This window comes from Methylovorus glucosotrophus (assembly GCF_009858335.1).
GTDB lineage: Bacteria > Pseudomonadota > Gammaproteobacteria > Burkholderiales > Methylophilaceae > Methylovorus > Methylovorus glucosotrophus.
Map to the genome: position 1 here is coordinate 1,921,942 of NZ_VMSE01000001.1, position 17,569 is coordinate 1,939,510.

Here is a 17,569-nt window from a genome sequence, read left to right on the forward strand (position 1 = left end):
GATCGCGTGGCTAGCGGTCAGTCGGTTGATCGTCAGGCGATGGAGCAAGTGCCACCACCGGATTGGCTGTCTTGCTAAGCACCACGGTGCTGTTCAGGGGCAGATAGGTCAGGTACAAGGAGCGCTGGTCCACACTATCCAGCCGCCACACTTGCTCTATGGTCTGACCGGGGCTGACGCTGAGTACGCGGTTACCGGCGGTCAGAAACACCAGATTGCCGCCGGGCGCATCGTCCATCTGCCCCATGTACTGATAGGGCAAGGCAGGCGCCACGGGCTTCACGACCTCGGCCAGCGTGGCTGTGTTCTCATGGCTCGCCGCTGGTGCGATATGCCAGGCATGCGCCTGCCATAAATCCTGGCCCGCCTGCTGCATGGCGTGTGCCTGACGGGCTCGGCTGAGCGCCAGGTCGGGCAGGCCCGAGGTCTGGCTTTCGATGAGATTTGACGCCAGTCGCGATGGCGGGGCTGGCGTTAGCCGGGGTCGGGATGCCGCGGTGTGCTGCACCGTCATCTCTTCTTCCTCGTCTTCCGCATCCACCAGATAGATGGCGAGCAGGGTCAAGGCGAGAGCGCCAGCCAGGGCCCATTGTCTCGGTTGCAGCCGCTTCATGTGCCCTCGCCTCGCAACAGCCACACATAGCTCAGTTTCACCTCGGCTTCGTCGTCCTGAATGCCATCGCGCTTGATGCTGATGTCGCTGAGCCCCAGCGTGGGAAAGCGCAGCGCCGCCTGGGCAATGAAGGCGCGCAGCGCCCCATAGCGCGCCTTGACCGGCAGAGTGATCTCGTAGCGCTGCAAGGCCGTGTTATCGCGCTGATGCGATAACTTGTAATCGCCCATCACCAGGTTCATGCCACTTTCCTGCGCGAGCTTATGCAGCGCACGCAGCAGTTCAGACAGGCTGTCCTGCGGTGGGAACTGCGCATAGAACTGTTGCAGTTGCTGGCTTTCGGCCAATACGGGCGCTGGCCTGGCCTGGGCTTTGGGTTGCGCCTGCATCCACTCCAGCTGCTCGCGCAGGGTTTGCAGCTTTTGCTGTGCGGGCAGCATTACCAACAGGCCAAACAGCATGAGTAATATCATCAGCAGCAGCCCCACCTGCCCGGCTGTTCCCAGCCAGAACCGCAAGGTGTCTATCGTGCGCAGCAACTGCGTCATGGCGCCACCTGCAAGGTTTCAAGCGGTATTGAAACGGGCATGTCATGCCAGGTCGCGATCAGCACCACGCGCCAGGGCTGCTCGGCCTGCTCCTGCTGCTTTTCATGCTTGAGCAGAATGACATGGCTGAATTGCGGCGTGGCTTCCAGGCGCTGCATGTAATCGAACACCGCATCGCGACTGTCCGCTTCGGCGGAGAGCTTGAGTTGGCGTTTGCGCGCATCCGGCTCTATGCCCAGTAGCGCAAAGTCCGGGCTGCTGGCTGCCTCGAGCCCGGCAAACAGGTCGCCCCATGGAATCTGCAGAAAATCCGCCAGGCTGCGTGCCTGCTGTATGGCGTGCTGGGTGGCAGGCGAAGATGCCTGGCGCGGCTGACGTGACGGCGCCAGCCCAGCCTGTTTGCTGGCCTCTGCCAGCGCCGACTGCACGGCTTCTGTCTGATGCTGAATCGCCGCATACCCCTGCCAGCCAATCAGCGCCAGTAGTATGCCCGCCGCGGCCAGCAGGCGTCCCCAGCCCTTTGGCTGGTTATCGGCAATGAAATCCACCCGCAATGCACGCATGCTAGCCACCTACCCATGCCGCAGCAGGCGATGCCAGCTTGCTCATAGACCGCTCATGGCTGAACACCGGCACAGCCTGCCAGCCCATCTCGGCCAGGCTAGCTTGCAAGGCTGGCCAGGCAGCGGAATGGGCTGCCGCCAACGCGACATTTACATAGAGCTTGCCTGGCACCAGGGGCGCATCGCCCAGCAACACCATCTCGCGCTGAAGCAACGCTAGCAGCTGCTGCTGTGGCCAATCCTGCGCATGGCTGGCACATGCACTGAACGCCAGCCAGCCACCATCCCGCATCAGCGCCAGATGGATACGGCCCGCCTCTACCTGCACCAGCCCGCACAGGTCGCGGCTCAGATGGCGGCAGAGCCGGTTGTAGAGGTGCATCATGGCTGGCTGCACCGACACCAGCCGACAGCCAGCTTGCGCTGCCATGGCGGTGATCGCCTCCAGCAGCGATCGATCCAGAGCGCAGGCAAACTGGTACCCGCCCTGCGGCAGCGGCTCCAGCGCAATATGCCAAGTGGCTGCGGCTTCGCCATAGGTGTCCATGAACAAGGCCCGGGCCACCGCCAGACTGGCAGCCTGCGACTGCATGGGCGGCATGGCGGGGAGCAGCTTGTAGCGCAGCCATTGATTGCTGACCACCACCGTGAGCTGGCTGCCGGCAGCCAGCTCCGCCAGCAGCGGTGAACATGCCTGCAGCGCGCGCTGCCAGGGCTGATGCGTCGAATGCTGAGCCGAATGCGGCCCTGGCTCATCTGCCATTGCCATCTCTTGCACAGCATGAGTGCCAACAAGCACGTCAGAGTCAGTGAGTGGCGTCGCCGCATCCGTCCATTTGCGTTTCCAGCTGGCAAAGCGCCAGGCGCGCTGCGGTTGCGACAGCGTTACCCTGTCTGGCAACAGCCTGAGACAGTAACTAGGCCGTGATGAAGGTAACACGATTGATTTCTTCCAATGTGGTTTTGCCCTCGGCCACGGCTTCAACGGCGGCCTGGCGCAATAGGCGCAGGCCCTTGCGGCGCGCGGTGTCCTTGAGCTGGCGTATGGGCTGGCGCGAGACGATCATCTCGCGGATTTCATCATCCAGAATCAACAGCTCCGCCACCGCCATGCGGCCCTTGTAGCCGCTACCACGACAATGGCCGCAGCCCTGACCCTTGCGAAACTGCATGCTGGCGGCCTCGGTCTCGCTGATCATGGAGGCCTGCAGCAGCTCGGCATCCGGCTGGTCATCCACCAGGCAATGCGTGCAATTGAGGCGCACCAGCCGTTGCGCCAGAATGCCATTGAGCGCGGAGACAAAACTGTAGGTATCAACGTCCATATTGATAAAGCGGCCGATGACATCAAACACGTTGTTGGCGTGCACGGTGGTAAACACCAGATGGCCAGTCAAGGCGGATTGCACGGCAATCTGCGCTGTTTCCGAATCGCGGATTTCGCCGACCATGATCTTGTCCGGGTCGTGCCGCAGTATGGAGCGCAGGCCACGGGCAAAGGTCAGGCCTTTTTTTTCATTGACTGGAATCTGCAGCACACCGGGCAGGTTGTACTCCACCGGGTCTTCGATGGTGATGATCTTGTCGCGGCCGGTATTCACTTCGGAGATGGCCGCATACAGCGTGGTGGTCTTGCCGCTGCCAGTGGGGCCGGTGACCAGCACCATGCCGTAGGGCTCGCGGGCCAGGGCGCGAAACTGCTGGCGCGTCAGGGCATCAAGGCCGACATTTTCCAGCGTGAGTCCGCGCGACTGTTCGGTGAGCGACTTGCGATCCAATATCCGCAACACCGCATCTTCGCCATACACGCTGGGCATGATGGATACGCGCAAGTCCACCTCGCGCTGCTGGATATGCACCTTGAAACGGCCATCCTGCGGGATGCGGCGCTCGGCAATATCGAGCTCGGCCATGACCTTGATGCGCGAGACGATCTGCTCGGCCATGTCCACGCCCTGTATCTGGCCCACGGCATCCAGCACACCATCAATGCGGTATTTGAGGGCAAGGCCAGTCAGCGTGGTTTCCAGGTGTATATCGCTGGCACCTATCTTCATGGCGTCATACAACGTGGAATTCACCAGGCGGATCACCGGGCTGCTGTCTTCGGAAATGCGGCTTAAGGAAAGATGCTCTACTCCTTCTGCATGCACAGAATGGGCATCGGGCGCCATGTCGCCGGCCAGCACCCGGTCCATGGCGTTAAGGGTTTCTTCATGGCGCGAGAGAAAGGCGCTGATATCGGCATAATGCGCGAGATAGAGCGTGAATGGCTCATGCACGGTGTCGAGCAGCCAGGCCTGAATATCGCTGGCAAACGGGTCGGCAATTACTATCAGCAGCTGACCATCTTCGCCCCGCAGGGGAATGCATTCGCGGCGATAAGCCTCGGCAAACGGCATGACCTCAAAATCGGTGCTGAGCGCGTGCATGGTGCGGTTATCCAGCACCGGGTAATGCAATGCGTGTGACAGCTCGGCGACAAATGCCTCTGGTGCCATGGCGCTCTGGTCTTGCAGCACTTCCATCAGGCGACGGCTCGACTGTGCCGCCAACTGCCGGGCTGTTCCCAGGGTTTGTGCGCTGATCAGGCTCATTGGATGCTGCCTGCCAGATCAAAAATCGGCATATACAACATCAGCACCACAAAGCCGATGACAAAGCCGATGACCAGCATGAGCAAAGGCTCAAACAGCTTGGTGAACCAGTCGACCCAGCGTGCGGTTTCTTCATCGTAGAAAGCGGCAATGCGGCCCATCATTTCGCCCATCATGCCGCTGCGCTCGCCCACGCGCAGCATGCGCAAAGCCACCGGCGTCGACAGTCCGTTTGCTTCCATGGCGGTCGAGATCGCCTGCCCCTGGCGTATCTGCTCGCTGGCCAGCAGCATGCGCTCGCGCAAGGCCGGGGCCAGCAAGCCCGATACCATGCCCAGCGCACTCAGGATGGGAATACCGGCAATCAGCAACATGCCTAGCGAGCGATAAAAGCGCGATAACTGGTAAATACGCATGCGTTCGCCTATGGTCGGCAGGCGCCACAGCCATTGCATCATCGCTGCCCTTACACTGCGCAGACTCAGCAAATAGCCGCCTGCCACTACCAGCCCCACCCCTGCCAGCAAAAGCTGCATGCCATGCGTCTCGATAAAGCCGCCCAGCGCCAGCAAAAGTTGCGACATGAAGGGCATGTCGCCATTCATGTCTTCATAGATATGCGCAAACCGGGGCACCACAAAGCCCATCAAAAACATCACCACCAGGCCGCCGACAACGATCAGCATGACCGGGTAAATCGACGCCGAAATCACTTTCTTTTTGACTTCTTCCACCTGCGATTGATAGGCGATATAGCGCTGCAAGGCTTCCGGCATGCCGCCGGTTTTTTCGCTGGCACGCAGGGCCGCCACATACAAGGGGGGAAATGCCTCCGGGCTTGCCTCCATGGCTTGCGACAAGGGCTGGCCTTCATTCAACAGACGCAGCGTCGCCCGCAGCGTATCGCGCACCTGCGGGCGCTGCTCTTTCTCGGAGAGCGCTTCCATGGCTTCCATCAGGTTAAGCCCGGCTTCAAGCAGGGCCAGCAACTCCTGACTGAACAACATTAGGGGGAAACGCTCGCCGCGCAGCCAGGACAGTGTGGTGTTGCGCTCGGCGGTCGCCACAGAAAAAACCGTATAGCCCTGGGCCTTGGCGGCCAGTGCTGCCGCCTTTTCATTGGCCGCCTCCAGACGCAATGAGCGGTATTGTTTGTCGCGCAGTACGCTGAGTTTGTAAAGCATGTCTACCAGCTGACGATGTCAGCCATCTCGTTGGTACCGCCTGGCTGGCCGTCCTTGCCCAGCGAGTAGAGGTCATACTCGCCGTGCTCACCGGGCGATTTGTATTGATAAGCATGGCCCCAGGGATCATCAGGCACAGTTTTTTTAAGATAAGGGCCATCCCAGCGCGCGTCGTTGTCCGGCTTGGCAGTCAGTGCCGCCAGCCCTTGTTCAGTGGAAGGGTAATGTCCGGTATCCAGCCGGTATTGATCCAGCGCTTTTTCCAGGGAATCGAGCTGGGCACGGGTGGCCTTGATTTCAGATTTACCGATCTGTGCAAAATACTTGGGGCCAACATAGCCCGCGAGCAGACCGATGATGACCATGACAACCAGCAGCTCCAGCAAGGTAAAGCCGGAATGACGGGCGCGCTGCCTGCCAGAATTCTGAATGGGGGCCGCACGCGGGAGATAAGGAGCAAGAGAGGATGTATTCACAGGCCAGATCATAGGCGCTGTTTTTTACAGTAATGTTGCATTTTCAAGACACGGCATACTTTTGTGACAACGGCACTTGCATGTCTGGCGCGGGTTTCATCATTTCGCCGCATTAACATCTTTTAACGTTCATCAATCTGAAATTTTTGCTGCCTATAGTGCACGCACTTGCTGATAGCTCACGCACTTGCTGCAGTCCCGACAAAGAGGAAGATAACAATGCACTACTCCCGCGCCATCATCACCAGTCTTTTATTTGCTCAACTGGCCCTCCCGCAACTGATACAGCCAGCCTTTGCCCACGAAGCCGGACACGAGCACGCCCAACCGCCCATGAGTTCTGCCCTGCAGGTCAATGGGCCACTGCCCGCCCTGCCCGCAGGCGTTACCGAGCTCAAGTTCAGCGAAATCTACAAGCTGCCGGTGGGCCCGCGCGGTCTGGAGCCATCGGCCAAACTGTTAAGCCTGAATGGCAAACAGGTGCGCCTGCTGGGCTATATGGCCAAGCAGGACGAGGCCACGCCTGGTGTTTTCATTCTCTCGCCATTGCCAGTGCTGATGGGCCATGAGGATGAAAGCTTTGCCGACGACATGCCCGCCACCTCGGTGTTTGTGCATTTGCATGATGCCCGTCAGATCAATGGTTACGTGCCCGGACTCATCAACCTCAGCGGCGTGCTGAGCGTGGGGGAATGGCACGAGGCCAATGGCCGCATTTCCTATGTGCGCCTGCAACTGGATGCCGTGCAAAGCGCCCATCTGCTGCGACCCGATACCACGGCGGCCCTGCAGTCGCCTTCCGATTTCAAGTAGCACCTGTTTTTGCGTCACCTGTAATCGCTGTACCTGTCATTTTCTGTTTTTGATGATAGCCAACCCTTTGTATTGATTAATTAGGAGCTTTTTCAAATGAAGTCACCTCGTTTTGCACTTAACTGTGTACGCGCTGTTGTGGCAGCGACGCTGGGCGTTGCTGCCAGCGTCAGTGTTGCCGCCCCTACCGTTACACGCCTGACACCACCGAGCGAACGTTTCGCCACCGGCGTGAATGACCCAAGCGCCCCCATGATTGCCCGCTTCCTGCCAGGTCAGCGTTTTGACTTGCAAGCGACCATCCGTCCAGATGCTGGCGCCACCATCACCGGCTTCCAGTTTGCCGTGGATGGCGTGACTGTGCCTGTGACTGCCAGCACCTCTGGCATCGTTACCACTGGCCTGAATGCTGGCCTGCCTGCGAATACCGCCGTAGTTTCCAAGCGCGCTTACTCAAACACGGTTCCCGGCGTCCACACCCTGACAGTGAAAGCCACGCAAAGCGATGGCCAGACCGTCACCGCCACTGGCAGCTTTGAAGTGGTTGGCATTACCAACCAGGGCCGTCCAGCCAAGAACATCATCATCCTGCTGGGTGATGGCATGGGTGCCGCGCACCGCACTGCCGCCCGCATCATGGCCAAGGGTTATGCCCAGGGCAAGGCCAAGGGCCATCTCGCCATGGATACCTTCCCCTACACCGGTATGGTGATGACATCCTCACTGGATACCATCGTCACTGATTCCGCACCTGGCATGGCCAACTATGTGAACGGCAACAAGCAGGCCTCCGGTCAGGAAGGCGTATGGCCAGATGACACTGCCGATGCTTTCGACAACCCACGCATGGAATACCTGTCGGAATACCTGCACCGCACGCAGGGCAAATCGCTGGGTATCGTCACCACTGCCGATGTATTTGATGCCACACCTGCCGCTAACGCCGTGCACACCTCCAACCGCGGCAACGGCACCGGCATTGCCGACCAATACCTGGATGACCGCAAGCTGACCGGCCTGACCGTGCTGATGGGTGGCGGCCGCAAGTGGTTCCTGCCTAATGCATCCAACAGCGTTAGCCCGCAACCAGCCAATGGTTCGCAACGCCGTGCTGCCAATGATTACGTGCTGACTAGCGACATCGTCAGCGGCTGGGGCGCTGCCGTCGGTGCCAAGGATCCGGAACGTGATCTGATCAGCGACTTCAGCGCTGCCGGTTACACCTATGTTTCTGACAAATCTGCCCTGCAAAGCGCAGGCGTGCCAGACAAGCTGCTGGGCCTGTTTGCCTACTCCAACATGAACGTGGCGTTTGACAAGATCAATGGCCGTCGTGGTGTTTCCAGTGTGGTGAATGACTACGGCTTCCCTGACCAGCCCATGCTGGAAGAGATGACCGACAAGGCGATCAAGGTACTTGCCAAGAATCCCAAGGGTTTCGTATTGACAGTGGAAGGCGCTTCCATCGACAAGCAGGCCCACTTGATGGATAGCGATCGCTGGATTGAAGAAGTCATCGAGTTTGACCGTGCTGTGCAAGTTGCCAAGAATTTCGCCACGGCCAACCCGGACACGCTGGTGATTGTGACGGCCGACCACGAAACCGGTGGTGCTTCCATCCTGGGTGCTTCCAAGGTGACCAATGCCGAACTGCAAGGCAAGGCCAACACTGTGGCCAGCATGCGTAACGAAGTGGTGGGTACTTATCAGGATGCGAAATTCCCCAAGTACACCATCGCGGCTGATGGCTACCCTGCCACCACCGACATCGACAACAAGATGCTGATCGGTTACGGCGCCAATGCTGACCGTTACGAAGCCTGGATTGCCAATGCGCAACCTACGCAGGATAGCCAGCAGCCATTCGTTGGCACGGCTCCGCTGAACACCTACCCAGCCAACCCAAGCGTGCGTAATGCCAGCACCGGTTACCTCGTGACTGGTCAGGTATCCGGCGACCAGGCCGTGCACACCGCGACTGACATTCCATTGTCCGCCTTCGGTCGTGGCGCTGCCCTGTTCACTGGCGTGATGGATAACACCGATGTGTTCTTCAAGTTTGGTCAGGCTGCCATCGGCGGCGTGAAGTAAAGAAAGCCCACAACACCGGCGCTGCGGCTCATGCCGTGGCGCCCGGTTTGATGACGAAAGCGAGATACCATGAATTCCGTAAAACTGATAATGAACGCCGCCGTGCTGGGTTTGGCTAGCTTTGCCGCCAACGCCTACGCCGGTTACAACTTCAATTTTGACAACGCTGCCAGCGGCACCTCGGCCAACAATGCTGCGGTAAATCCGTACAGCAATGTGCAATTCCTGAGCGGCTTTGTCACCGCCGATCTGGATGCCGATGGCTTTGAAATTCTGGACCCTAACGGCCAGAACATCCCTGGCTATACGCACTGGGAAGCCTATTCGGATAGCGATATCCGCGTACGCAACCCGGAGGAATACGGCCACGGTGCAGCTCCATCGGTCTCCAATGCGCTGGACGCCATGTTTGACCAGGTGCTGATCAGCTTCAGCAGCGCACAGAACCTGTCATCGTTCTCGGTGCAACTGGATAACAGCAACTTTGGTGGCTTCAATTCCTCCATCCTGTTCCTGGATGCGGCTGGCAAAACCATCTCCACCCTGTCTTTCGACCAGTTTGCCAACCCCGGTGCCATTATTACGGGCGGCGCTGTCTCGGGTGTTTACGGCATCGTGCTGGGTGCAGGCAAGCTGTATGACAACCTCACCATCACCACCGTCAGCGCCGTTCCTGAAGCCGAAACCTATGCCATGATGCTGGCAGGTCTGGGCATGATGGGCTTTGTTGCCTCGCGTCGCCGTCGTTAGTCCCTCCTCGCTTCCTACTTGCGGGCACACCACCCGCAAGTGTCACCCACAAAAAAAGCACATCTTCATGTGCTTTTTTTGCGTCTTCAACAAAGCCATCGAAACAGCTTGCCAAAATCCAGGCAAAACCCACAGGGCTATCGCCTTATGGGGCCTGGGTTTCAGGCATTAGCTCTTCTTGTGGCTCTGGCTGCCCGCTTTCACATGCTGCTCATGCGAGCCGCCGCGGGTGCTGCCTTGCTGGCTCTTGTCAGGGCTGCCAGACTGCTCCTGTTGCTTGTTGGCGCCGCTTTGCGCCCCGCCCTGCTGCTGATTCTTGTGACTTTGCGAACCAGCCTGAGCGTGTTGCTGAGAGGTACCACCACGAGTGCTTCCTTGTTGTGTAGCCATCATAATCTCCTTATTTGGGATGAATGTTAGCGTTACGTAAGGTAACGACTTCATTGTGCAAGCGGTGGGCACGTCTAGCGAGCCAGCGGGTTCTGAAAAGCATGTAGGAGATTGTGTTAGGTGCCAGGCTGGCGATGGCTGATAAAGCGCACTTCTAATCGGCAAAGAAAGCCAGCTTGTCTGCCTTTGCCAGCTTTTTGAGCCTGGCCTCGGCGATGGAGGCCGCTGACCGGTCGGCGTACGGCTTGCTGGCCAGTATTCTCAGAGGCGGGTTTGCCCGGGTATAGCGCGCGCCCTTGCCTTCGACATGCGCTTTGTAGCGTGCTTCAAGATTGTTGGTGATGCCGGCGTAATAGCTGCCGCCTTTGCACTCCAGCAAATAGAGATGCCAATGCGATGTCGGGTTTTCTTCGTTCACTGATGATCCTTACGCCTTTGCGTTGCCCATGATGGTCGTCATTTGAGTATGTGGGCAAGCCGTGAATTCAAGCCCGCATGGTATAGGAAACAGGCAGCGAATGCTTTACAGGGACTCGATTTGTGCAAGCGTTTGTTCCGCCTGCTGGCGCAAGGCCTGCTGGGCCTCGGCGGACATCTTGTCCCAATTGCGATACACCATGCTCAGGCGATGGTTGCCGCGCAAACGGAGCTCGTGCCTGGCAAAAAAATCCCAGTAAAGCGCATTGAATGGGCAGGCACGCTCGCCTGTTTTGGTCGACTTGCTGTAGTGGCACCCTTTGCAATGGTCGCCCATGCGATCAATGTAGGCGGCACTGGAGACATAGGGCTTGGTGGCGAGCAGGCCGCCATCGGCAAACTGGCTCATGCCCAGGGTGTTGGGTGCTTCCACCCATTCAAATGCATCGATATAGATGCCCAGGTACCAGCGATGCAGAGCTTGCGGATCAAGCCCTGCCAGCAAGGCAAAGTTGCCGATGACCATGAGCCGCTGGATATGGTGGGCGTAGGCATGCTGCAATGATTGCGTTATGGCGCTTGCCACACATGCCATGCGGGTCTTTCCGGTCCAGAACCATTCTGGCAGCTGCCTGCTATGCCCAAGGGCGTTGGCCTCGGTGTACCCGGGCATTTGCGCCCAATACACGCCCCGCACATATTCCCGCCAGCCAAGTATCTGCCGGATAAAGCCTTCGGCAGCGGGAAGCGGCACCTTGCCCTGGCGCCAGGCGACTTCTGCGGCGGCCACCACTTCACGCGGGTTGAGCATTTTCACATTGAGCGCGAACGACAGCAGGGAGTGAAACAGGCGCCAGCCGCGTGTGGATAAGGCATCCTGATAATCCCCAAACAAAGGCAAACCCTGGTTGATAAACACTTCGAGCTGCGCCAGGGCCTCCTCGCGGGAGAGCGGCCAGCGCAAAGCCTCGGCCTGTGGATCGCCAAAATGCGCCGCGCCACTGGCGACGATGGTTTGCCACAGGACCTGATGATCATGTTGCGGACGCATATCGGCCGGCAATGGCTGGCTGGCAGGCAGTGACTTGCGATTGTCGTGATCAAAATTCCACTGGCCGCCCTCGGGCTGATCGTCTGCTGTCATCAACACCCCATGCTGGCGGCGCTGACTGCGGTAAAAATGCTCCATCAGCCATTGCTTGCGGCCTTTGAATTGCGCGGCGACGCTTTGGCGTGTGGTGTAGAAATGCTCGCTATCCACCATGGTCACGGGCACCGGGCAGGACGCGCCCCACACCGCGAGCAAGTGGTCCAGCCGCCATTCATCCGGCGCCTGATACTGCACCGTACTTGCCTGGTAATGGGCGATCAGCGCCTCCAGATTGGCCGTGAGCTGTTGGCGGTTGGAAGCGTCATCAATGGCGATATAGCGCACGCGATGCCCAGCGCGTTTGAGTTGCTGGGAAAAATGGCGCATGGCGGCGAATATCGCCAGCATCTTTTGCGCATGGTGCAGCACATAGTCCGTCTCCTGGCGAATCTCCATCATGACGTACACGACATCGGGGCTGACATGGGCAAACCAGGAATGCTGGGGATTGAGCTGGTCGCCCAGAATCAGGCGCAAGGTCACCTTTGAATTGGCCTGCCCCGGCAAGGTAGATGCAACAGAGCTCATGTTGCCCTCGCCCATAAGGCGCGGTAGCTGCCATCCGCATCGTAATCCTGCGCCTGCTTGTCCGGGTTGAATCGCCGCCCCTGCCGCGGATCCGTACCGCGTCCACTCAGGTAAAGCCAGTTGCCCTGATTGCTGTAGACATCGTAATCCAGCAGCTGCGATTCAAACCAGGCCGCGCCGGCACGCCAATCGCAACCCAGGTCATGTATCAGATAACTCGCGACATTCTGCCGCATGCGATTGGAAAGATACCCGGTCGCCGCCAGCTCGCGCATGCCGGCATCAATAAACGGCTGCCCGGTTTCGCCACGGCACCAGCGGGCAAAATGGTCTGGATCATGCGATGGCACATGCGCTTCGCCCAGGCCACGGGCGCGATAGAGCTGTTTGCCGTGTTTGAAATGCAGCCAGCGGAAATGATCGCGCCACAGCAATTCAAACCACAGCCAATAGCTGCTCTCGTTGGCACCATGCTCCGCTTCAAATGCCTGAATCGCCGCCCAGGCCTGCCGTGCCGACAAGGCACCTGTCGCCAGCCACGGCGACCATTTGCTGGAATAATCGACCCCGATGAGCCCATTGCGGGTGGACTTGTAGCTATGCGGCAACCGCCGTTGGCAATACTGCTGCAGATGTTGCAGGGCCGCCTGCTCACCGCCATCGAATCCCGAAGAACCTGGCGGGAACGCAGACCGGGCGTCATGCGGCCATGGCTCGCTTGCCATCGCATGATCAGCGCCGTCGCTCGCGACTTCACTCGGTATCGCATTCAGCAAGGCATGCGATGGCAACGGCGGCAACTGCTTGATGGACGGCAACGGGCGCGCCGCCTGAACATGCGCGCGCTCCAGCGCATGGCGAAATGTCGTAAAAGTATCCGTCACCGCCTGAGGATCAAACGGCAGATCCTCCACCGTCACCAGACTGGATTGCCAGATGGTCTGCACCTTCACCCCCGCCGCCAATAAGGCAGCCACCACCGCCTGCTCCTCGGGCGCCGCAATCTCCTCGCACACCAGCAACGGGTTGCCGAGTGCGCGAACCAACCGCACCAGTGTATCCACGCTATCCCCGTGTAATGGCACCAGATCACTGCCAAGCGCGCGCAATTGCCCGGCCAGCGCATCCACCGCACTCGTCAGCCAGGCTCGCCGGTGCGGCGCCATCCTGGCGAAGCCCCAGCGTGTCAGGCCACTTTCGGCAGGATCATGCACGAACACTGGCAGCAGCCAGCCGCCAATATCAGCCGCCTGACGCGCGGCCCAGGTCAGCGCAACCTGATCATGCAGACGCAGATCACGTCTAAACCAGAAAATAAGGCCGCGTGGTGGAGTCATCTGTATCGACATACCATCTTCATATTGGATAGACGTCTGGATCTATAAGAACAACCATCACTGCTGGCATAACAGCCACAAGGGGGAAAGACCAAGCAATAGGGGTAAGTGTTGGGTAAGTTCATGTGCAGGCCTTGTTCAAGCCAGTATCTTAAAAAAATGCCAGAATTTACTCCACGACAAGGTGCCATCTCGCAACGTGCATCGCTAATGCGTGGATATCGTACACACCATTGATACATACCATTGACCAAGGATTATGAATGACCAGTCAGTGCAATTTATCCCGCTTAGGGCATTTATTGCGCGTATACCCCATGGGTGATTTTTGCAAGATATACCCCACAGGGAATATATTTACATTACACCCTTAAGGGTATACATTATCCTTATCTTGTTGGAGAACATCATGGCACGTCATCCGGTTCGTACACCACAACAGCTTGCGCTCGTACTTCAGGGATATAGAAGGCAAGCCGGACTAACCCAGAAAGAGGCTGCTACCAAGGTTGGCATGCTGCCAAAAACCATTTCTTTAATCGAAAACGACGCCGACTCCAGTAGCATAGCCAGCCTATTCAAGCTACTGTCAGCGCTTGACCTTGAGATTGTGCTGCAAGCCAAAGGATCTTCAACGGCTACTCCGGATGGAGATGAATGGTAATGGGCAAACGCTCCAGAACCCAGACACTACAGGTATTGATGAATGGCCTGAGGGTTGGACGGTGGACATCCACATCGACCCATGCATATGAGTTCGCCTACGACCCATCATGGCTGGAAATGCGCGAATCCCGGCCTGTTTCATTGTCGATGCCATTGCGAGCAGCACCTTACAAGGACGAATATGTACGTCCATTCTTTGACAATCTGCTACCCGATAGCGAACAGATTCGCTTGAGAATTCAAACCCGATACGGAACAAAGTCGGCCTCACCATTTGATTTGCTGGAAGAAATTGGGAGAGACTGCGTGGGGGCGATTCAGCTTCTGCCCGACGACACGGACCCAGAAGATGTGAAGTTGATAAGCGGTGTGCCTCTCAATGAGGAGGCGATCGAACGGCTGCTAAGCAATGCCATTTCTATCGGCAAACAAGGCCGTGATGAGGATGACTTTAGAATCTCCATCGCTGGAGCACAGGAAAAAACCGCCCTGCTCTGGCATAACGGCGAGTGGCTAAAGCCACAAGGTGCCACGCCAACCACGCATATTTTCAAATTGCCGATCGGTGTGCCCGGACAACCAGGTTTGGACATGAGCACGTCTGTCGAAAACGAGTGGCTATGCGAGCAGATTCTGAAGGCGTATGGCATACAGACCTCCAACAGCGAAATCATGCAATTCGGCGCCAGAAAAGTTCTTGTTGTTGAACGCTTCGACAGGCGAAAGTCAACGGACGGCAGTTGGATCATGCGTCTGCCGCAGGAGGATTTTTGTCAGGCCACAGCTACGCCACCGGGCAAAAAGTATGAGAGCGATGGCGGCCCTGGAATAGAGAAGATCATGAGCATACTGCTCGGGTCGCGACTGGCAGATCAGGACAGGCGGGATTTCTACAAGTCGCAAATGCTGTTTTGGATGCTTTGTGCCATTGACGGTCATGCCAAGAATTTCAGTCTGTTTATTGAATCAGGGGGAAGCTACAGACTGACGCCGAGATACGATGTTCTATCTGCCTACCCTGTGCTGGGAAACGGAGCGGGCAAACTGTCGCCCAATAAGGTGAAAATGGCCATGGCATTTTCCGGGAGCAATCGTCATTACCGATGGGTAGAAATACTGCCCAGACACATGATGGAGACAGCAAGACGCTGTGGCTTGAACGACGATTGCGCGGCCATCATCGACACTCTTATTGCATCGACACCAGCAGTAATCAAAAAGGTTGAGGCACTATTACCCGCCGATTTTCCTGAGAGTGTATCGATCCCGATACTGGCTGGCCTGCGGGATGCATCTCACAAGCTGGAGGGATACAAAATTCCATGAATATTTCTGGGGAACCAGGGCTGAATTAAGTGCCGAAGAAGCCAAACCAGCCTAATGAAAACTAAACTATTGATTTTTATGGTGCCCGGAGCCGGGGTCGAACCGGCACACCATTACTGGCGAGAGATTTTAAGTCTCTTGTGTCTACCAATTTCACCATCCGGGCAGAAGCGAGACGCTAGGGATGCGGACCAGGGGTCCGACGGCGAAGGGCGCTATTCTACCATTCATGCTTGCAGAATTGCCACTCAATATAGCCCGCTTTGAGGGTGCGGCAAGTCCGTTGTTGCCAGGCTTCACGCGCATGTAAAGCAAAAAATGGGGTGAAAGTGAGCCGCCAGATGCTGAAAACCCGACAATGTTGTCGGGTTTTCATGGGTTTGCTTCTGGATTACTTGCTGGTTTCTTTGGTAATCAACCAACGGTTATTGGTTTTTTCCAGTGTCAGATACTTCATCGTATCGTCACTGTATTTGCCAGAGGCATAGTGTTGCATGAAGGAAACCGAGGCTTGGGCCTGGGTACCATCCATGCTGACCTTGAGGTCTTTCAGTTCCACCACAATCGCCCCAGGCGCGGCAAAGCGTTGCTTGCGTTGTTGTAACCAGGCGGCACGGTTGCCTTTTTCTGGAACAAAGCTGTCGGCGTAGAAGCTGATGTAGCGGTTGTAATCCTTGGCTTGCCAGGCAGATGCCCAGTCATTCACCGTGGACTTCACCAGATCCGCTTCGCCGAATTTAACTTCGGCTGGCTTCAGGGGTTCAGTGTTAAGCGGACGGGCTTTGGCAAGCAGGGCTACCTTGTCGATCTTCACCACTTCTGGCGCCACAGCCTGACAGGTGGCATAAGTGTTGTAATCGGTAGGGGTCAGCTCAGGCACATCGGCACGGGTCACGTTCAGCTTTTTCAGCAGCTCGCCCTGGCTGGCATAAGTGCGGGCGTAGGCGTTATACAGATCGCGCTCGGTGTTGGTGTAGGTGCGGCGTGCCTGGAAGTATTCGTTTTCCGTATCCAGCAAGTCGAGCAGTGTGCGTTGACCGATATCGAACTGGCGACGATAAGCTTCGCGGGCTTTTTCAATCGAGAGTTGATGCTGGTCGCGGAAATCGAGTTGGCCTTTGAGCTGGCTGATATCGTTGTAGGCGATCACCAGTTGCTGACGGGTATCCACACAGGCCTTGTCGCGCAGGTCTTGCGAAGTGTTCAGCTTTTCAACGGATTGGCTGATCAGCGACTTGTCGATCAGGCCGTTGAACAGGTTGAATGTCAGCGTCAATTCCAGATAGTCGGCAGCGGCGGTGCTGTTGCGGCCGTCGGAGCTGACATCCAGGCTCTTTTTGCCTTGCAGGTCCAGCCGTGGGCTGTAGCGCGCCTTCTTGGTTTTGACTTCGTCTTCGGTGGCGATGATGTTTTCAATCGAAGCCAGCAAATCCGGGTTCTGGTTATACGCCAGTTTCAATGCATCGGAGGGGCTTTGCTCCACCCCAGCCTTGAAGTAATCCACATCGGACAGGGTATCCGCAGGCAAATCGCCTACCAGACGCTGGAAGCGGGCTGTCACATCATGCAGGTTGGTGGTTTCGGTCAGCAGATTGGCTTCTGCCAGTGCCAGACGGCCGTTGGCTTGTTCCAGATCCACGCGGCGACCCACACCGGCGCCAACACGCTCTTCAATCTTGTCGAACAACTGTTTGTGCACGATGTAGTTATCTTCGGCATACGACACGAGCTGGCGATAGCGCAATACGTCGTTATAGGCCTTGACGGTCTCGAGCGCGGTGTTCTGCATGGCGCTCAGAAGCTCGTAGTAGCGCACGCGGGCAGCATGGCCTAGGCGGCTCACTTCATTGCTGGTGGCAAAACCATCAAACAACATCTGCTTCAGTACCAGTTGGGTCTGACGGTCAGGAATGTTGGTGTTGTTGGTGTTGGAAAAGACTTTTTCCTGGGTGCGGATACTGCTGATCAAATCTACCTTGGGAAGAAACCCACCGCGCGCAGCGTTTTGCTCTTGCTCAGCGGCCTTGTAGTTGTGGTATCGGCTCTGCACTTCCGGATTGTTCGTCACGGCGCTTTCGACGATTTCCTGCAGAGTAGATGCTGGTGCTGCCATCCCTGGA

General features: G+C 57.5%; 17 protein-coding genes and 1 tRNA gene. 5 read left to right on the forward strand and 13 right to left on the reverse strand.

Annotation, left to right across the window (positions count from 1 at the left end; genetic code table 11):
• Positions 1–10: 10 nt before the first annotated feature.
• The 7 genes from FNL37_RS09020 to gspG are packed head-to-tail and all read right to left on the reverse strand — an operon-like array spanning position 11 to position 5,993.
• Positions 11–613: a hypothetical protein gene (locus tag FNL37_RS09020; protein ID WP_159355909.1), complete on the reverse strand. Its 603-nt coding sequence runs from the start codon at positions 611–613 to the stop codon at positions 11–13.
• On the reverse strand, positions 610–1,161 hold the full coding sequence (locus FNL37_RS09025; protein WP_159355910.1) for a type 4a pilus biogenesis protein PilO: 552 nt from the start codon (positions 1,159–1,161) through the stop codon (positions 610–612). Before FNL37_RS09025 ends, FNL37_RS09020 begins: the two co-directional genes overlap by 4 nt.
• Positions 1,158–1,724, reverse strand: coding sequence for a PilN domain-containing protein (locus FNL37_RS09030; protein ID WP_159355911.1), 567 nt, complete (start codon positions 1,722–1,724; stop codon positions 1,158–1,160). The genes FNL37_RS09025 and FNL37_RS09030 overlap by 4 nt, the downstream gene beginning before the upstream one ends.
• A gap of 1 nt (position 1,725) precedes the next feature.
• Positions 1,726–2,664 carry a hypothetical protein gene (locus FNL37_RS09035; RefSeq protein ID WP_244948245.1) on the reverse strand — a complete coding sequence of 313 codons (939 nt, stop codon included), beginning with the start codon at positions 2,662–2,664 and terminating at the stop codon, positions 1,726–1,728.
• Entirely contained in the window at positions 2,642–4,321 is a 1,680-nt protein-coding gene (locus FNL37_RS09040) for a GspE/PulE family protein (protein WP_159355912.1), read from the reverse strand. Before FNL37_RS09040 ends, FNL37_RS09035 begins: the two co-directional genes overlap by 23 nt.
• Positions 4,318–5,505 (reverse strand): type II secretion system F family protein, encoded by a 1,188-nt coding sequence (locus tag FNL37_RS09045; protein ID WP_159355913.1) that lies wholly within the window; start codon positions 5,503–5,505, stop codon positions 4,318–4,320. Before FNL37_RS09045 ends, FNL37_RS09040 begins: the two co-directional genes overlap by 4 nt.
• 2 nt (positions 5,506–5,507) lie before the next feature.
• Complete coding sequence (gspG, locus tag FNL37_RS09050; protein ID WP_159355914.1) at positions 5,508–5,993, reverse strand: type II secretion system major pseudopilin GspG; 486 nt, start codon at positions 5,991–5,993, stop codon at positions 5,508–5,510.
• 207 nt (positions 5,994–6,200) lie between these two features.
• On the opposite strand from gspG, the gene FNL37_RS09055 reads away from it, so the two are divergent.
• The 3 genes from FNL37_RS09055 (at position 6,201) to FNL37_RS09065 (ending at position 9,635) form a co-directional block, all read left to right on the forward strand.
• Complete coding sequence (locus tag FNL37_RS09055; RefSeq protein WP_159355915.1) at positions 6,201–6,794, forward strand: hypothetical protein; 594 nt, start codon at positions 6,201–6,203, stop codon at positions 6,792–6,794.
• 96 nt (positions 6,795–6,890) lie between these two features.
• Positions 6,891–8,885, forward strand: coding sequence for an alkaline phosphatase (locus tag FNL37_RS09060; protein WP_015829791.1), 1,995 nt, complete (start codon positions 6,891–6,893; stop codon positions 8,883–8,885).
• 69 nt (positions 8,886–8,954) lie between these two features.
• A complete protein-coding gene (locus FNL37_RS09065; RefSeq protein WP_015829790.1) occupies positions 8,955–9,635 on the forward strand; it encodes an FxDxF family PEP-CTERM protein in 681 nt (226 codons plus the stop codon).
• Between the two features lie 168 nt (positions 9,636–9,803).
• Here the strand turns inward: FNL37_RS09065 and FNL37_RS09070 are convergent, their stop codons facing one another.
• The 4 genes from FNL37_RS09070 to FNL37_RS09085 form a co-directional block, all read right to left on the reverse strand.
• Complete coding sequence (locus FNL37_RS09070; RefSeq protein WP_013441854.1) at positions 9,804–10,025, reverse strand: hypothetical protein; 222 nt, start codon at positions 10,023–10,025, stop codon at positions 9,804–9,806.
• 154 nt (positions 10,026–10,179) lie between these two features.
• Entirely contained in the window at positions 10,180–10,443 is a 264-nt protein-coding gene (locus tag FNL37_RS09075; RefSeq protein ID WP_159355916.1) for a GIY-YIG nuclease family protein, read from the reverse strand.
• 105 nt (positions 10,444–10,548) lie between these two features.
• On the reverse strand, positions 10,549–12,120 hold the full coding sequence (locus FNL37_RS09080; protein ID WP_159355917.1) for a cryptochrome/photolyase family protein: 1,572 nt from the start codon (positions 12,118–12,120) through the stop codon (positions 10,549–10,551).
• A complete protein-coding gene (locus FNL37_RS09085) occupies positions 12,117–13,469 on the reverse strand; it encodes a DASH family cryptochrome (protein WP_211371954.1) in 1,353 nt (450 codons plus the stop codon). The genes FNL37_RS09080 and FNL37_RS09085 overlap by 4 nt, the downstream gene beginning before the upstream one ends.
• A 397-nt stretch (positions 13,470–13,866) precedes the next feature.
• Here FNL37_RS09085 and FNL37_RS09090 point away from each other — a divergent pair, with 397 nt between their 5' ends.
• Together FNL37_RS09090 and FNL37_RS09095 are read left to right on the forward strand one after the other, a co-directional pair.
• Complete coding sequence (locus tag FNL37_RS09090; protein WP_159355918.1) at positions 13,867–14,121, forward strand: helix-turn-helix domain-containing protein; 255 nt, start codon at positions 13,867–13,869, stop codon at positions 14,119–14,121.
• Positions 14,121–15,449: a type II toxin-antitoxin system HipA family toxin gene (locus FNL37_RS09095; protein WP_159355919.1), complete on the forward strand. Its 1,329-nt coding sequence runs from the start codon at positions 14,121–14,123 to the stop codon at positions 15,447–15,449. The genes FNL37_RS09090 and FNL37_RS09095 overlap by 1 nt, the downstream gene beginning before the upstream one ends.
• 79 nt (positions 15,450–15,528) lie before the next feature.
• Here the strand turns inward: FNL37_RS09095 and FNL37_RS09100 are convergent.
• Both FNL37_RS09100 and FNL37_RS09105 read right to left on the reverse strand, forming a co-directional pair.
• A tRNA-Leu gene (locus FNL37_RS09100) sits at positions 15,529–15,615 on the reverse strand.
• Between the two features lie 225 nt (positions 15,616–15,840).
• A complete protein-coding gene (locus tag FNL37_RS09105; protein ID WP_244948246.1) occupies positions 15,841–17,562 on the reverse strand; it encodes a TolC family outer membrane protein in 1,722 nt (573 codons plus the stop codon).
• Between the last annotated feature and the right edge of the window lie 7 nt (positions 17,563–17,569).

Coding starts and splice junctions, on each gene's coding strand:
- FNL37_RS09020 (WP_159355909.1), bottom strand. CDS start 613: ATGAAGCGGCTGCAACCGAGACAATGGGCCCTGGCTGGCGCTCTCGCC.
- FNL37_RS09025 (WP_159355910.1), bottom strand. CDS start 1,161: ATGACGCAGTTGCTGCGCACGATAGACACCTTGCGGTTCTGGCTGGGA.
- FNL37_RS09030 (WP_159355911.1), bottom strand. CDS start 1,724: ATGCGTGCATTGCGGGTGGATTTCATTGCCGATAACCAGCCAAAGGGC.
- FNL37_RS09040 (WP_159355912.1), bottom strand. CDS start 4,321: ATGAGCCTGATCAGCGCACAAACCCTGGGAACAGCCCGGCAGTTGGCG.
- FNL37_RS09045 (WP_159355913.1), bottom strand. CDS start 5,505: ATGCTTTACAAACTCAGCGTACTGCGCGACAAACAATACCGCTCATTG.
- gspG (WP_159355914.1), bottom strand. CDS start 5,993: ATGATCTGGCCTGTGAATACATCCTCTCTTGCTCCTTATCTCCCGCGT.
- FNL37_RS09055 (WP_159355915.1), top strand. CDS start 6,201: ATGCACTACTCCCGCGCCATCATCACCAGTCTTTTATTTGCTCAACTG.
- FNL37_RS09060 (WP_015829791.1), top strand. CDS start 6,891: ATGAAGTCACCTCGTTTTGCACTTAACTGTGTACGCGCTGTTGTGGCA.
- FNL37_RS09065 (WP_015829790.1), top strand. CDS start 8,955: ATGAATTCCGTAAAACTGATAATGAACGCCGCCGTGCTGGGTTTGGCT.
- FNL37_RS09070 (WP_013441854.1), bottom strand. CDS start 10,025: ATGGCTACACAACAAGGAAGCACTCGTGGTGGTACCTCTCAGCAACAC.
- FNL37_RS09080 (WP_159355917.1), bottom strand. CDS start 12,120: ATGAGCTCTGTTGCATCTACCTTGCCGGGGCAGGCCAATTCAAAGGTG.
- FNL37_RS09085 (WP_211371954.1), bottom strand. CDS start 13,469: ATGTCGATACAGATGACTCCACCACGCGGCCTTATTTTCTGGTTTAGA.
- FNL37_RS09090 (WP_159355918.1), top strand. CDS start 13,867: ATGGCACGTCATCCGGTTCGTACACCACAACAGCTTGCGCTCGTACTT.
- FNL37_RS09095 (WP_159355919.1), top strand. CDS start 14,121: ATGGGCAAACGCTCCAGAACCCAGACACTACAGGTATTGATGAATGGC.
- FNL37_RS09105 (WP_244948246.1), bottom strand. CDS start 17,562: ATGGCAGCACCAGCATCTACTCTGCAGGAAATCGTCGAAAGCGCCGTG.